Raw genomic sequence first — 15,192 nt, forward strand, 5'->3', positions numbered from 1 at the left:
GACGAACACCCGGCATAGAGATATACAACCCCGGTAGGGCAAGGAGTGCAAGTGTCTTGGTTAAGAAAAACTGAAATCTCAACTTCCCTCAAGGCAGGCCCCTGAAGATCAATCTTGGTCACCCTCAATCACCTGAAATCATCGCTCGTCAACCTGGTTCAACCGAGTTCAACTTACATACCTCCAATTGTTCACCTGTCAACCGAAAAGGTGTTGCGCGGGGTTTTGCTCATGTTCGATAATTCAAATGTGCACAGAGCACAACAACAATAAGAGAGTACGAAAATGCACCAGGTCGAACAAAATATCGCAGGCAACGGCAATTCAGTAATCATCGGAACCAATCTCCTGATTGACGGGTTTCGCACCGTTGCTGTTGATGACTTGACCGAGTCCGCCGCTTACATCAAAAGTGAGTACCCATCTCTCAAGAGACTTGTGAACATCTCCAGCTCTGCTAGCCAGGCAATCGAAGCAGCTTACAAGACTGCGTCTGGTCTCTACGATCAAAAAATCGGCAAACTCACGGATAACATTTACCAGCTCAATCGTTCAGACGTCGCGCTGCTGGCTTTGAAAAGTGAATTGAGCGAAAGCGCCTTCGGCAAAGCCGCATACGAGCTTGCTAAAGACATCCATATTGCCGGTGACTATGCCTTGGCATCGAAGCGACTTGCTGATGCGTCAGGTAAGCCCCAGGAGGAATGCGCTCAGGCAATCGCCGCAAAAACTCTGCGAGTGCAGGCATTTTTTGAATCACGCAGCGATCGTCACGACTTCCCAGTGATCCACAAACCAGCGTCTGCGGACTGGCTAAGAACTGTTCTGCTGCGCACGAACCGCCGCGCCATGATCAAGTGTCCGACTGGGTGGGGCAAAAGCTCCCTCGTCATCAACCCCTGCATCCAAGACTTCCTGGCAGCTGGCAAAAAGGTGTTGGTGATCTCCCATCGCCGCTCAATCATCAAAAGCATCGACATCCCCGGTCTCGTTGACTACGAAGACGTACAGCCAGGCCAGATGCAGAAAACCCGTGGACTCAAGGTGGTTGTCAACTCACTCATCAGCGCGAAATTTGACGACTTCATCAAAGATGTCGATTTGGTGGTTATTGATGAAGCGGCACAGGTGCTCGACCATGTTTTTGAAGGCTCTGTGCAGCAGCGTGAAGTCGTCTGGAACACCCTGAAGGATGTCGTACACAACGCAAAATCAGTTGTCTTCGCGGACGCCGACATCAACGACGAATGCCTGGCTCTGATCAGAAAGGGCAAAGAGTTCATCAACTGCTTCGAAATCGATCAGGCTCACACCGATGTCAGCTGCAAGGTCGGTGCCCTGGATCAAGTGCGAGCAATGGCCATATCTGCAGCCCAGGCAGGCCAGAACACCCTGATCGCCATCGACATCGCCAGGGACGCCGAGGCCATGGGTAAAGTCCTGGAAAAGGCTGGCATCGCCCCATTAGTCATCACCAGCAAATCCGCAGGTTGGCCAGCCCAGGCAGCCTTCATCGCGAACCCCAACACCACCGAGCATCAGGTAGTAATCTACTCACCGGCCATCACCTCAGCGCTAAGCATCACCAGCGGCCACTTCCAGGCGCATTACGGCTTGTTTGAGGGCTCTGTCACCCCGCGCTCAGCAATTCAGATGATGCGCCGTGACCGCACTGCCAAGGAGTTCATGATTGGCCTCCGCAACCCTCAAAACAAGCGGGAAGAGATCGCCCAAGTCGAGTTCGACGCCTCTGCCAAATCTGCGTTCGACGATGCCCGCAAGGATCATATGACTCGCACTGGCTGGCTCCGCGACAATATCCAGCTGACCCTGCCTTACGAGCTGAAGCGTCAGGGGTTCTGCCTGGAGATGATCCCGAACGACAATGACCTTGGCATCGAAGGCTTCAAAGCAAACAGCGCCGGTCGCAGAGCAGTGAAGAAAGACACCGCGCTGACCCTGATGAACGCCACTGCGGCAACCGAGGCTCAGGCAAAACGCACCAAAAAGCTCGGCTCCAGCAACGAGGCTGAGCACTATGCAGCCATTCGATTCGAAGCTCAGGCAGGCCTGAAACGCAAAGAGCTCAGCTTCCAAGATGCTCAATTTTGGGGCGAAGGCATTGGTCAGGTGAAACTCGACAACTACCGCAAGCTCTTCGTCGAGCCATCAACCACCTTCGAAGCGCTCGTTCAGGAGCTGCACAATGGCCTTCTCAGTGACAACTGGACTCCAGCTGACTCAGTCGCTCTGTACGATCGAATCAACCAGGTGCGGCATGAAGCAATCCTGGGTGGATTCAAAATGCCCAAGAACACCGGCAGCGTGAGCGATCGCAGTAAACAAGGCGCAATCTCCGAAATCATGTCAATGCATGGTTTGAAAACAAAGCGGAAGGATGGCGGTAAGTCTGGCTACTACTATGTGATCGATTCGAAGTCGCTTGAGCAGATGCAAGGGTACACTGGGCTTTAAGGGATTGCCGGGGGGCAAGGATGCCCCATTCTCCGCAAGTTTGTACGACGCTAGAAATAATTAAGATAATTGAATAAAAAACGCGATTAGGTGTTGCGCGAGGTTTTGCTCATTTACGATAATAAGATCATAAGCAGCACATAATAAGAATAAGAGAGTGCACTGTGATCGGATTAGACCCCCAGAAGGTTGCTGACATCTTCAAGTCAGAGTCATACACCAAGCATTTCCAAAAGCCCCATGGCTATCTCAGCGTGGACAACGAATTACTCAAGCTCTGCGCTGATGCGTGTTATCAAGTCGAACAGGCCTTTCCCTGGAATGACTACAATCGCCAAGCTTACCAGCGTAAGTTTGAAGATGGTGAGTCAATCATCAAGACTCCAGACCTACCTCGCTATCCGCGTCCGTACCGTAGCTGGAGTGAATTCAGAATGGGACACTTCGGTGGCATGAAAGGTCTTGATTACGAGCCAGCAGCGTACAAGATTCCGTACTATGTCGAGCACAATTATCAGCCTGACTGGATTGATCCGTTGAATGATCGCATCGTCTACGAAGGTAAGGGTGTGATTGCAGATCTTGAAACGGCGCGCAAGTACATCAATGTCGCTAAACAAAACTGCCTACACATTGTTTTCATCTTCTCGCACAGAGATATCAAATGCCCTTGGGCCAGGCCCCGTGTTGACGGTAGCGTTATGACCATGGAGGAATGGGCTAGCAAAGAAGGCTTTGACTATTGCTACGAAGGCCAAGAGTCTGCGTTCCGCGAATCAGAGCGTTATAAGTGGCTTGTCCAGAACGTGGGGCGAAATCTACCATCTCTCAAAGAGCAGTTGGTTTCTGAGAAGATCAGTACGCGCCCAGGCTTCTTTGCGCACAAACAACAATCGGGAAGTGTTACAATGACTGTACAATAACAATAATAAAGTCAGTCCCGCCATGCGCTTAATCCTTGGTATCGACCCCGGCAAGTCCGGAGGTCTGTCAGTCATTGACGAGAACTTGAACCTCATTGCAACTTATTCCATGCCCACGGTGAAAGTCAGTGGCAAGGATAAGGTTTGCCCGAAAGGTCTTCAGGCGATCTTTGAATCCCATGCCATTGACCTGGCAGTCATCGAGAAAGTCGGTGCGCGCCCAGGCCAGGGCGTCGTGTCGATGTTTAGCTTCGGCGATTCCTATGGCGTTGTGCGGGCCCTGGCAGAGGTCTATGCATCCAGATTGGTGTTCGCGACATCCCATGAATGGAAAGGCTACCAGTACCTTATCGGGCTCTCGAAAGAGCAGACCGCCGAAGTTGCATTCGAGATCTTCAAGGCACCTGGGATCTACGGGCGTAAGCGCAAGGATGGCACTTACTCTGTTCGAGATGGCATTTCTGATTCCTTGATGATCGCCAAATTTGGCATCCGGCTCCTGGAGTGAACATGGCTGCCAAATCACTCACCAGAGATCTCATCAAGCGCCTCGGTTTAGCCCTCACCAAGACCCCATTAATCGAGGTCGCGGTCGGTGGTGTTGGGCTGCCTCGCTCCACATTTTACTACTGGAAAACCCAGGCTCAGGACATAGCTGACGGCAACCCTGGACGCGAAAATCTCAGTCCGGATGACGAGCTCCTGCTGGAGTTTCTGGACACGATCGAGGCCTCCCGCGCAAAGGTCGGGCAAAGGCTTTCCGACGCCGCGCTCAAAGGAGCAATGCAAGATCCGAGGGTTGCCATCGATATCCTCCAGAGAATGTTCCCTGATCAATTCGCAGCCCCGGCACGCCGTGAAATCGTAATCCGTCAGGAGGGAGGTGAGACAGGAACAGGCATCGCACTCATTCCCACAACCATGATCGACGCGGACATTGCCCAGGTGCTCGCACAGCAACAACAAGACGCCCTACAGCTCGCAAAAACAAAAACAAAAGAGCTCTCAAATGATCACGCAACGGACACCGACTGACTGCGGAATTGCCAGCCTGGCGAATGCACTCGGTCTCACCTACGAACAAGCCCAGCAGTGCTTTGGGCCTCAGGCAGACCTGCTCGGCACGACCGCAGCGGACACCTGCAACGCCTTGCTGAGCCTTGGCCTGAGCCCGGTCTACGCAACCTTTCCGGATTTCTACCAGCACCTCCAAACCACCGGCAACCCCTGCAGCCTCGACGTTATCCGAGACCGTCCCGCAATCCTGACGATCCTCTCCCGCAACGGCTACAACCTGCATGCAGTGTACTGGGATGGTCACCAGGCACACGACCCAGACCCCAAAGCCCTGAAGCCCCGAGAGCTTTACGAAATGGTGGTTCTCGAAGCGGTCTTTGTAAGCAAAAACGGCTTGTGCGCAAACCGCGAAGCGGGCTTCAGGGCATGAGTGCTTTCCAGGCGATCCGTCCGCTTGCACGTGCTGTGCAGAACATCATTTGGAAGCCCTTGCCTGGGTCGCAGTCGATGTTCCTTGTGCTCGGCCAGCCTCAGTACCTCACGCGGGAAGTGCTGTTTCACGGCTCGCGGGGCAACGGGAAAAGTGACGCGCTGATCATGGCGTTTCTGCAACACGTAGGTAAGGGTTGGGGGGCGTATTGGCGCGGGATCATTCTCCGGAAAGAGTTCAAGCACCTTGCCGACCTTGTGAAGACTGCCGGCATGCTGATTCCACGCATCTTCCCTGGAGCTGTCTGGAACGAAACGAAACATAGCTGGACGTTCCCTACGGGCGAAGTCCTGATCTTTAATCACATCAAGCACGTCAGGGAATATGACGGCAAGTTCCACGGCCACCAGTATGCATTCATTGGCTTCGACGAACTGGCTACATGGCAGACGGTCGAGGTGTACGAGGCCATGCTCTCGACCCTGCGTACTGCCTATCAGCCAACAGCTGCACAGCCGCTCCCGCCACCCCTGCAAGTCCGCAGCACTACAAACCCTTGGGGCGCCGGCAGAACCTGGGTGTACGAGCGCTTCATCGAGGGCCGAAAACCAGGCGAGATCACTTACAACGCCGATGGCACACGTCAGCGCACTGCACTGTTCGGCACGATCTTCCAAAATCATTACATCGACGACGGCTACATCCGAAACTACCTCGCCCAGCTCACCGACCCTGCAAAAAGAGCTGCGTGGCTCGAAGGCGACTGGGAAGCCGTCGATACAGGTGCGATGTTTGGCACGGTTTGGTCTCAAAACCTGCTGCTCGATGCGTTCCAGATCCCTGCCAGTTGGAAGGTCGATCGGTGCTTCGACTTTGGGCAGAGCACACCATTTTGCTGCTTGTGGGTTGCTGAGGCTAACGGAGAATCCGTGCGCATAGGGGGTCGCGAGTTCTGCCCTCCGAAGGGCAGCCTGGTTGTGGTTGGCGAGGATTACGGGACGGAAGTCGATCCACGCACTGGCAAGCAAACACGCCCTGATGCTGGACTCCGACTGTCAGCGAGCCAGATCGGTGCTCGGCTAAAGGCAAAGGAGCAAAAGCTGCTGGCTGGCTACCTGGGCAATCACAAAAAGGTCGCGCCCGGCCCTGCAGATAATCAGATTTTCAACGGCAGTCTCGTAGACAAAGGCAATGCTCCAACAGTGGCTAAAGACATGAAAGCTGCGGGCATCGATTTTGTGAACAGCGACAAGTCTCCCGGCTCACGTGTGAACAGCGCACAGCTGATGTTCGGGCGTCTACAGGCCACCAAAACTCAAGATCCTGGTCATCCTCATATCTACTTCTTCCCAGGGGCCAAGTACCTGATCAAGACCCTGCCATTTCTGCAGCGTGACGATGATCAACTCGACGCCGTGGCCAAAGGGCCGGATGACCATGCCTGGGACGCTTTGGCGTACAGACTGACTTGGAAACGCCCGGTCACCACGGTCTCCCACGGCATCATGGGTTAACAGCAACATCAACAATAAGAGTCGAAAAGACCAGTATGAAAGTCCAAGACAAGTCCGAAATTTGCTCCAAGTTCTACTCAGACAGACGTCCTATTCGCGCCCTGCGCGGTGGCACTGACGCCATGCGAGCTGCCGGTCAGGAATTCCTGCACAGAATGGGTGGTGAAACTCCAGAATCCTACAAAGCCAGGCTATGCCGAACGACGCTAAACAACCGGATGGCCAGGGTCGTGAAGAGTTTGTCTGCAAAGCCTTTTTCCCGGCCCGTGGCTGTCACTTCGGAGTCGCATCCGGAACTGGCAGAGCTGTTCAGCAACAACATCGACGGCAAGGGCACATCGGTCAGCGCCCTAGCGGCCATGGCGTTCCAGGATGCGCTCTGGAATGGGTCGTCTTTCCTCTGTGTTGATGCGCCTATCGGTGGCGGGCAGCCCTACGCTTATTGGCTTTCTGGGGATGACATCTTGGGCTACAAGCTCGACGAAGATGACAAGCTTCGTGAGATCCGGATCTCCGAAAAGGCCACGGTTGAGGATGGTGAGTGGGGTGAGGAATCCGTGGCCCGCGTGCGCGTGTTTCGGAAAGTGAATGGCAAGGTTCTGTGGTCAATTTGGCAGGAATCTGATGGTGCTGATTTTGTACAGATCGAGGCCTGGAGGGATTTCGGGCTGAGCGAGATTCCGGTGGTGCCGATTCACAGTAACCCTGCTGACACCCGAGGCACTCTGTTCTGCGAGCCCCCCTTGAAAGACCTGGCTCACATGAATATCAAGCATTGGCAATCCCAGAGCGACCAGGACAACATCCTGCACGTTGCGCGTGTACCCATCTTGTTCGGTAAGGGCATTCCTGAAGGCACTGTTGTGAAGATTGGCGTGGACAGCGCGATCATGTGCAGTGCCGAGGGTGCAGATCTCAAGTTTGTTGAGCACACGGGCGCTGCGATCACTGCCGGCAGGGACAGCCTTCAAGACCTGGAGGTGCTGATGGCCTCCCACGGCAACGAAATGCTGCAAAACACTGGTGTGGTTGAGACAGCTACTGGCCGGTCACTCAATGCCAGTGACAACAACAACCAAATCGCGTCGATGGCAACGGGCACTGCCTCGGCTCTGAAGATGGTGTTCGGCATGCTTGCCAGGTTCTCACGGGTGTCCAACGCTGAGTTCCAGGTCGATATCAACACTGACTTCGGCATCAACGCGAATGCTCAAGAATTGTCTGCGCTGGCCACCGCCCGTGCCAATGGCGATCTCAGTCAGTACGAATACCTCCGGGAACTGAAGCGTCGTGGAATCATGGGTAATGACTTCAGCATCGAGGACAACGCTGACAGGCTTGCGACTGAGTACGCCGCTGCCTGACGGTTTGATGTCAAATGACCCACCGACCGCTATGATGCCCATTCACAGCGCCGGGAGGGCCTATGCCAGTCATCGATTTGTATTCAAAACGTAGGAAGCGTGAGCTCGGCCTGGAGCCTGATGTCTATACCTACGACGACTTTAATGCCAATCTCCGTGCTCAGATATGCTATGTGATCGGTGACGTCCTCGGAATTCAAGATCGTAATGAGCAGGAACGAAATTTCGGTGGCATTTGTGAGCTACTACGCCGTGAGTATGGGGTGCAGAGACTTGTGCGGGATCTTTATGACCGCTCATCAGTAGTTGAGGAGTTAGTCGAGTTCATAAAAGTTGAAAAGGACGTTGATCGAGTTCTGGATGCTGTTGAGTTATGCTTTGCAATCTCTGAAAACTATCGCGAGAAAGCATATGCATATGGTTATCCAAGAGAGGATAGCGGGTCGTGGATTGATGCTTGTATTTCGGAAATAAATACTCGCTTCAAGGAGCATGGAAAAGGCTATGAAGTAAGTGGCGGTATGGTTTTGCGTATTGATTCCGAGTTTCTGCATGCAGAAGCGGTCAAGCCAGCCATAAGCTTCCTGAATCAATCTGAGTATGCTGGCCCAAGGGATGAGTTCTTTGGTGCTTATGAGCACTATCGGCACGGTAATTTGAAAGAGGCCCTAAACGACGCGCTGAAGGCATTTGAAAGCACCATTAAGGTTGTGCTGGAGTTGCGGGGCTGGGAGTACGATAGAACTTCACCAGCTAAGAAGCTTCTGGCTGTGCTTCTGGCAAACAATTTTCTGCCGTCGTATCACCAGAACCACCTGAACGCTCTTTCCACGCTTTTGGAAAGCAGTGTTCCTACCATCAGGAATAAAGAGGGTGGCCACGGACAAGGCTCTGAGGTTTCAGAAGTTGAGCCTGAGATCGCTGCTTACGTTCTGCACATGACTGCATCGGCAATCGTAATGTTGTGCAGCCTGGAGAAGAAGACCGCCCAAACCGCACCTGACGAGTGATGCCCTGTGTGATCCGTCGCTGTGGCGAGAGGTAAGCCACACAAAATGTTTTGATGTCGAAGCGCCTCCCTGCCGGTATGCTGGGCGGATTTCAGGGAGGTGCTCAGTGGAAAAGGCGTTTGAGAAGTACGCTAAAGCGATGGAGTCAGATTGGAGTAAGGCATTCATCCGACGTGTCATGTGGATTGACATGGAAGAGAGAATCAAGACGGTTTTCGCTAAGATCGAACATTCCGAACTTGCATCAAGGTATGGAAATCTTTACCTGCACGAAGGTCTGCACTTCAACGCCAAGAAGTTCTATGTCACCCAAAGGCTCAATCAGATCCAGGTTAGCTGCGGTATGAGGCTGCTAGGCCTAAACGGCGTCGATGTAGACGGGAACCAGCCAAAAAAGAAAATCAGAATGGAGAAAAATGCTGCCCTCTGGTTTTCTCAATCAGCTTCCGGTGGTGTCATGGTTTTCGTAGCACCGTACAAGTCGGAAGTGGTTAGTATGAATGAGGAGAATATAGTAATTGGGCACTATAAAGACCCCTCAAAGCTCTCAGAAAAGAAACTTAAAAAGTTATTCTCAATATTTTTTCACTACCTTTCGATTACAAGTGCAATACACCATCAGTCACCAATTGATTACATCTGGAGGCTTTGGTTGACCTTTCTGGACGTCAGAACTAAGAAGCTTGATAAAGTCTTCGGAGGCGCTAATGGGTTCACGATATTCCTAGGGGCTCTAGTCACAGTTCTAGCTTACTTCATCAAGTCCTCACAGTCCTAAATCCACTGCAAGCCCAAGCTCCGCAATCCAGGCCAAGTGCTCCTTGGTCTGGTCATCTCGGTAGATCTCAAAAAGCCTTTTGACTGCAAAATCATGAAGCACTGGCCCCAGGGTTTGCTTGTCGTTCCAGCGATTGCCTGGTTGTGCTGGGATCAGGAATGCTATCTCATCGCCGGTGGTCGTCAGCTGGAAGTGGTAGCGGCTGCCTGTGGCTGAGTATTTGAGTTCGCTCAGCGGCGTTGAGAGCTGGTCGTATGGGAATGGCAGTTTGTGAGGATCGGCCTGGGCGGTGGTGCCGGCGTGCGTGGTGAGTACCAAGAGTCCAAGGCTTGCGAGCTCGCAGGTTGTACGAGATAGGCCGAGGTTTTGAACAAGGGTATGGAATAGGCGCGCTAGAAGCTGGTTCTCTCGGAGCGTGGACATCGTGTTCGGATATCTTGCCAGGCGCTTTGCAGACGAGATTGTACCCTGCAGCCCGATATCACCCATATCAGCAGTGACCTGCTCGCGTCCCCATGCGCCGATGTAGAAGATGTTGTACGAGTCATCATCTGCAACGATTACTTTCAGTTCGTCGTCGACATCAATGATTTTTTGCATACAAGAGTCCTTCTTAACCAAATCACAATCCCAAATCCATTCCGAACTTTCGATCAGAATATTCTCTCAAGTGAGCTTTTCTGGGGCTTTCTGTATAAATGTCATGCAGCTTGTCGAGAGTAAATTCATTGAGCCAGCCGATCAGGTCATACTCGATTTCATCTGCATAACTACAAATGAATAGTGAGTAAGTATAGCGCTTGCTCCATTGCACTACGTCGAAGTTTAACCCCTCCGGCATATCAAATAGCCTGTGATTTTTTACATCAATTGACGTCTGATCAGGAGAGAGCTCGTCATATAGCTCATAGCCTTTGCTTGTTGCTCGATCAGCGAGATCTTCAATTGTCTGGATTAGTTCGATGTCATTCATTTCATCAATCAGAGCGTATAGATTTTTGATGCATTCAACAGTGTCGGAGTGTTCTCGACCAAGCTCATCTGAGTAATCCATTGCCTCCTCCACGGCGCTTGCGGAGTCTGTGCAGTTGATGTCAAAGAGATCGAACATGCCAAAGTCAAATTCATGAACCATCTTGAACTCCCGCTCTCCGCGTTCATTAGTAAGTTCAATAATCTTCATGCCATTTGAACTCCAGGTGTCGTGCAGCTTCATTTTGTAGTCTCCAAGATTTGTGGGGGCATGAAGGGGCTTCTCAATTGCATTTTCCCATTGAGGAGGGCTCGGTTCAATAGTAGTTTGGCTAAGAAAAACTGCTTGTAAACAAAAAGCCACCTGGCGGTGTCGTCTCACAGCCCTAGGTCGGCACCTAACTTGTGGTCAATGTACTCTCTCAAGTGGGTTTTCGATGTGTCAGACAGGTAGGCATCAGCAAGCCTTGATCGAAGCACGTTGAAGTATTTTTCTGAATCGAATGGGATGGATCGAATATTGCTTGTTTGTCCAAACGAAATATTCCTTACCTCGTCCTCCCCTAATTCCAAAATTGCTAGGCGAACTAAGTGTGAGTCAGTTATGCTAATTTCATGAGAATTACGATCGAACTCGTAAATCTTGGCGAGCAGATCCTTTCGGTGGATCACAAAGCCGTCGCCTACCATAATGGGGAAGTCTTTCATTGTCTTCTCTCTTATTGTTATGTGCTGCTGGTTGATTTGAGAACAAAAGGCTCGCGGGTGAGCCTCTCTATGATCTGATGGCTACTGGAAGCGCGCTTTCACATCCTCAACACACTTATGCAGAAATGGGTCGCCCCGGTATGTCAATTCAGCATATTTCTTGTTCGAATCGCAATCTTCGCTGATGCTCGCTGTATCTCTAAGGGTTATCTCACAGTCTCGAATTTCAAGGGCGTTATTGAATAAGCCATTCTCGATGATGATCGTGCCTCGCATGTCTTTTTCTCTTGTTGTTTTTATTGTGTACTGACTTAAATATACTGTATGCCCATACAGTAATGCAATGCCGGAATGAAACTATTCTCGACTCGTACAATATGCAGTCATGGCGTGAATTTGACAGCGGCTACAACCTATGTATATTTCATGGCACTTACTAAAAGGAGCATTGCCGATGTCAAAAGCCGCAGAATACAGAGCCCTGGAGCGCCAGATCGCCGAACAACTCGCAGCCCTGGAAGCCCTGAAAGGCAGCTCAGCTCTCCAGGCCGAGCTCGAATTTGAAGACAAACTGCGCAAGCTCCTGGGTGAGTACGGCATGTCTCTACGGAATGTGATCTCGATCCTCGATCCAAAGGCTGCTGCGGGTGCTGTTGTTGCCGGGGCTGGCAAGGTTGACGGGCGTCGTGGGCCCCGAGCGCCACGGGCTTTGAAGCGCTATCTGAACCCACACACCAGCGAGGTCGTTGAAACAAAAGGTGGTAATCACAGCACTCTGAAAGCCTGGAAGGCACAGCACGGTGCTGAACAAGTAGAAAGCTGGCTGCAGGCGTAATCATGGAGTCCATTCCATCTGCTGCCTGACTAGCATCAGCGTTGAAAAATATCTTGCCAATAATTGAGGTGTGACATGTTAAAGGACTTTGGCAAGATAAATTTCACGGGGGATGTTGGGAATATTTACTACGTAAGGCTCATTACGCCCCTCGGTAAATTTTACAAGATCGGATTTACGAGCATGAACTCCGTCAGTAGTCGCCTTGCCTTTCAGGGTACTGGGGATGAGAAGTATATCGACGAGGTCTTATACTTCAAGTTTCATTTTGGCGCACTGGATCTGGAGCAGTGCTTGCACGGTCATTTCCACGACAAGGCTGCGTTTGGGCAATATAGCGCAGATGTTGACATGCCTCTGCCGAAAAATGGCCAAAGTGAGCTGTACTACGACGACGTGCTGAACCTGGATAAAGATTTCACATCTGCACAAGCAAATTTCACTAGGAAGGCCGTTGAGCTTGCTATTGAAAGAAGAACCTGTTCATCTGAAGTTAGGGCAAAGCGACACATCGTTTTCAGGGGCATTATTCTGGGAATGATTATGGGCTTGGCTAAAACCATTGGATGGTCTATCAGGAATCTCAAAGCGGTTTCTGGTGTGAGGGAGCGAGAGCAGCAGCCACCTCAAAGTGTGGTAGACAACAGGAAAAAGGTTTCAGACTTTCTTGAGCAGATTAAGCACGATAAAGCAAACGGTACGCTCAAGCCGCCCGAACTCAAGGCATTCAAGTCAATCAGTAATTGAATTTTGGTGGATGGCAATGCGGGCTGGGCGCCAAAGACATTGCCAAAACTGAACTGCCTATTTTCTCGGCGCGTAGAAGCTTGGTGTTAGGTGTTGCGCTCTCTTTTGCTCCATCTGCATTATAGAGATGAGAATAATAAGAGAGCGCAATCATGGACATTCGAGCAGCGATCGTCGAAGCCAACACAGTCAACATCGTTCAGTCTGGCAGTCATGCCATCCTCAAGATGCAAGCCGAAGTCGAGGAGTTTTGTCAGAGCGAGTGCATCCGCCTTGTCGAAGAAGCGCTCCGCCTGGGGTCTACGAAGGCCTCGAAACACCCATCATTGCACGAGCTCCCGCTGTGGCAATACATCTGCGCCATGGCTTGTGAAAACGAGTTCTACCGAGCCCTGGCGCGCACAGCGCCCTAGCTGAAGCAAGCCCAGCACCCCCGCAGGGCCTTGACATTCCCAAGCCTGATTGCCAATCTGTCAATAAATGCCATGATATTGAGAGCTGGCCATGCTTACCTTCATCACACCGAAAGACCGGCTACTACTCAAGCTTTTGAAGCCAAAAGTCGCGGCGTGGAGGTGGTTTGCGAAAGCCAAGGGGCTTGTCGGGATTTCTGCTGACAGCCATGCGTTCCTGGAGCGCGCCTTGAACGAGCAAATTCAGAATTATGACGTCTGGTCGATGAGCGGGGGATTTACGTTCGAAAACGGGCAGTACTTGTTGAAACTTAATACTGCCAGCGGTGGTGTAGTTGATCGTTATTGCTCGTCACTGCTCGAAGTCGCCACGGTTGTGAGCTTTAAGTTCAAAGTCTGGGATGGTGCTGTAGTGTGCCTTGCTCCGTCGTTTGCGAGGGTTGCACTAAATGCCAGGAGCCCTGACGATTTTATTCAGAAATTCTTGGCAACTCTGAAAGAAGAAAAGCTGGATCATTTGCGAAGGATTTGGGTTGCGTACCTGACTACTGAAAGAGATAGCGATGCCTCCAGGACTGCTCAGGTTAAATGTGTTGCTGGGATTCTGTGCAATAACTATGAGTCCGTATATGCCGAGGCAGATGTAGGAGAACAATACTCTTCTGAGCTTGTGTGCTTGGGGATCGATAAGCGCCAAGCTCAATCGGATATCTTCGACTTGATGAAACCATTGATTCTCAAAGACCTGCAGCTCAACAGGCCTCACGCTTATCACCTCCATTCCATTTGCGAAACAGAAGAAGAACTACGTCGACTACTTGGTGGGGACATGGGTTTTTTGCGCGCAAGGATGGCCTTAATGACTTCTGAGCAGCGGGAATACATGTTTGGGTCGGAGTTGGGTCTATGATGTATCTGCAGAATATTATTAGGTTCTGCTCACAAGCTTCCATTCGGTTTGATGGTGGCAAGTATTATTTCGATAAGTGCGAATTTGGTACGTTCATTGAGTTCTTTGACTATGTCGCTCAAGTCTACTCGTTCTCTGAGACGAACACTCACATAGACTGGGAGTTCGAATGCCTCAGCAGCATCGCTCATACTATTTCAGATGAGCAAACTAACCTTGATGATGTTGAGTTTCTGTGGCATCTGCTACGCACAGTTTTCTTTGAAGACCTGGGCCGCAATGAAGCCCTGGATACAATCATGGCCAAGGTCTATTGGTCTCTAAAGCATAGCAATATCGATGCATGCTGCAATGCCATCACTGACTACGCTCGACAAGCAACAGGGGGCGAGCATGCGCCTGCCAGTAGTTAAATACTTGCAATGGGTGTTTCCAGTACTACTCAGAGCCCACGACGGCCATGTAATCTACGATCGCCAGAAATATACATCTGAGCGTGATTTGATTATTGTTTTGTACTCAAACTTCCTTGCGTTGCCAGAGAGTTATTATCGAGAGCGAGGATTTGACAAGGTTTGGGCGCTGGTTGACTCGATTGCTGACGAAGACCTGCTGTTTCATGAGCTCGGGAATGAGATTGCTGGGATTGCTTGGGATCAGGGTTTTGTCGGCAGACTGGACAAGATTCTCATAGTAAAAGAAAATGCAGCCGATCGGTATTATTGGTGCCTGTCTGTCGTTGACAACCTGGCATTGATTAAGTTTGCATTGCACTACATGGGCAAATTTAAAGATATGCTCTATGGAGGAAATATGAAGTCATTAATACAGAGTTTCCATGACAAAAAACGCGAAGAATTCATTCGCCGATATCGCCTGGTTAATCCTGAGCGGGCTGCCATTCTCGATGAGTGCAAGACAGAGTCTGAGTGCGACAGGTTTCTGCGCAATGATTCTGAATTCATGCCTGTGCTTCGGCAGAGATTGCTGGACGCCGGAAAGGCCGATCTGGTTGACGAGCTAACTGCAGCTGACCTTGGCTTGTGACTTGGTTAAGAGAAGCTGTACTTGTTGTGATGCAGAAGATAATCATGGC

General features: G+C 51.1%; 18 protein-coding genes. 15 read left to right on the forward strand and 3 right to left on the reverse strand.

The features are described 5' to 3' along the window. Positions 1–285: 285 nt before the first annotated feature. The 9 genes from ACQZ2L_RS12280 (at position 286) to ACQZ2L_RS12320 (ending at position 9,511) form a co-directional block, all read left to right on the forward strand. Positions 286–2,475: a replication protein RepA gene (locus tag ACQZ2L_RS12280; protein WP_430326254.1), complete on the forward strand. Its 2,190-nt coding sequence runs from the start codon at positions 286–288 to the stop codon at positions 2,473–2,475. Between the two features lie 164 nt (positions 2,476–2,639). Further along, positions 2,640–3,398 (forward strand): hypothetical protein, encoded by a 759-nt coding sequence (locus ACQZ2L_RS12285; RefSeq protein WP_430326255.1) that lies wholly within the window; start codon positions 2,640–2,642, stop codon positions 3,396–3,398. A gap of 22 nt (positions 3,399–3,420) precedes the next feature. After that, positions 3,421–3,906, forward strand: coding sequence for a hypothetical protein (locus tag ACQZ2L_RS12290; protein ID WP_430326256.1), 486 nt, complete (start codon positions 3,421–3,423; stop codon positions 3,904–3,906). Between the two features lie 2 nt (positions 3,907–3,908). Then, complete coding sequence (locus ACQZ2L_RS12295) at positions 3,909–4,433, forward strand: hypothetical protein (protein ID WP_430326257.1); 525 nt, start codon at positions 3,909–3,911, stop codon at positions 4,431–4,433. Further along, positions 4,408–4,845 carry a hypothetical protein gene (locus tag ACQZ2L_RS12300; RefSeq protein ID WP_430326258.1) on the forward strand — a complete coding sequence of 146 codons (438 nt, stop codon included), beginning with the start codon at positions 4,408–4,410 and terminating at the stop codon, positions 4,843–4,845. The genes ACQZ2L_RS12295 and ACQZ2L_RS12300 overlap by 26 nt, the downstream gene beginning before the upstream one ends. After that, positions 4,842–6,359: a terminase large subunit domain-containing protein gene (locus ACQZ2L_RS12305; protein ID WP_430326259.1), complete on the forward strand. Its 1,518-nt coding sequence runs from the start codon at positions 4,842–4,844 to the stop codon at positions 6,357–6,359. The genes ACQZ2L_RS12300 and ACQZ2L_RS12305 overlap by 4 nt, the downstream gene beginning before the upstream one ends. Positions 6,360–6,394: 35 nt before the next feature. Continuing rightward, positions 6,395–7,723 carry a DUF4055 domain-containing protein gene (locus ACQZ2L_RS12310; RefSeq protein WP_430326260.1) on the forward strand — a complete coding sequence of 443 codons (1,329 nt, stop codon included), beginning with the start codon at positions 6,395–6,397 and terminating at the stop codon, positions 7,721–7,723. 62 nt (positions 7,724–7,785) lie between these two features. Beyond that, positions 7,786–8,733, forward strand: coding sequence for an STM4504/CBY_0614 family protein (locus tag ACQZ2L_RS12315; protein WP_430326261.1), 948 nt, complete (start codon positions 7,786–7,788; stop codon positions 8,731–8,733). Positions 8,734–8,839: 106 nt separating this feature from the next. Beyond that, entirely contained in the window at positions 8,840–9,511 is a 672-nt protein-coding gene (locus ACQZ2L_RS12320; protein ID WP_430326262.1) for a hypothetical protein, read from the forward strand. Here the strand turns inward: ACQZ2L_RS12320 and ACQZ2L_RS12325 are convergent. The 3 genes from ACQZ2L_RS12325 to ACQZ2L_RS12335 form a co-directional block, all read right to left on the reverse strand. Then, positions 9,500–10,111: a hypothetical protein gene (locus ACQZ2L_RS12325; RefSeq protein ID WP_430326263.1), complete on the reverse strand. Its 612-nt coding sequence runs from the start codon at positions 10,109–10,111 to the stop codon at positions 9,500–9,502. The two genes, ACQZ2L_RS12320 and ACQZ2L_RS12325, sit on opposite strands and share 12 nt — an antisense overlap. 22 nt (positions 10,112–10,133) lie before the next feature. Continuing rightward, positions 10,134–10,727, reverse strand: a complete 594-nt coding sequence (locus ACQZ2L_RS12330; protein WP_430326264.1) for a hypothetical protein — start codon at positions 10,725–10,727, stop codon at positions 10,134–10,136. A 134-nt stretch (positions 10,728–10,861) separates the two neighbouring features. Continuing rightward, positions 10,862–11,191 (reverse strand): hypothetical protein, encoded by a 330-nt coding sequence (locus tag ACQZ2L_RS12335; RefSeq protein WP_430326265.1) that lies wholly within the window; start codon positions 11,189–11,191, stop codon positions 10,862–10,864. Positions 11,192–11,645: 454 nt separating this feature from the next. On the opposite strand from ACQZ2L_RS12335, the gene ACQZ2L_RS12340 reads away from it, so the two are divergent. The 6 genes from ACQZ2L_RS12340 (at position 11,646) to ACQZ2L_RS12365 (ending at position 15,143) form a co-directional block, all read left to right on the forward strand. Next, positions 11,646–12,026, forward strand: a complete 381-nt coding sequence (locus ACQZ2L_RS12340; protein ID WP_430326266.1) for a histone-like nucleoid-structuring protein, MvaT/MvaU family — start codon at positions 11,646–11,648, stop codon at positions 12,024–12,026. Positions 12,027–12,101: 75 nt separating this feature from the next. Then, positions 12,102–12,773 carry a GIY-YIG nuclease family protein gene (locus ACQZ2L_RS12345; RefSeq protein WP_430326267.1) on the forward strand — a complete coding sequence of 224 codons (672 nt, stop codon included), beginning with the start codon at positions 12,102–12,104 and terminating at the stop codon, positions 12,771–12,773. 152 nt (positions 12,774–12,925) lie between these two features. Beyond that, positions 12,926–13,186 (forward strand): hypothetical protein, encoded by a 261-nt coding sequence (locus ACQZ2L_RS12350; RefSeq protein ID WP_430326268.1) that lies wholly within the window; start codon positions 12,926–12,928, stop codon positions 13,184–13,186. A gap of 91 nt (positions 13,187–13,277) precedes the next feature. After that, positions 13,278–14,096, forward strand: a complete 819-nt coding sequence (locus tag ACQZ2L_RS12355; protein WP_430326269.1) for a hypothetical protein — start codon at positions 13,278–13,280, stop codon at positions 14,094–14,096. Further along, on the forward strand, positions 14,093–14,509 hold the full coding sequence (locus ACQZ2L_RS12360) for a hypothetical protein (protein ID WP_430326270.1): 417 nt from the start codon (positions 14,093–14,095) through the stop codon (positions 14,507–14,509). The genes ACQZ2L_RS12355 and ACQZ2L_RS12360 overlap by 4 nt, the downstream gene beginning before the upstream one ends. After that, positions 14,490–15,143: a hypothetical protein gene (locus ACQZ2L_RS12365; protein ID WP_430326271.1), complete on the forward strand. Its 654-nt coding sequence runs from the start codon at positions 14,490–14,492 to the stop codon at positions 15,141–15,143. Before ACQZ2L_RS12360 ends, ACQZ2L_RS12365 begins: the two co-directional genes overlap by 20 nt. The last annotated feature ends 49 nt before the right edge of the window (positions 15,144–15,192 follow it).

This window comes from Pseudomonas shirazensis (assembly GCF_050496565.1).
Lineage (GTDB): Bacteria > Pseudomonadota > Gammaproteobacteria > Pseudomonadales > Pseudomonadaceae > Aquipseudomonas > Aquipseudomonas shirazensis_A.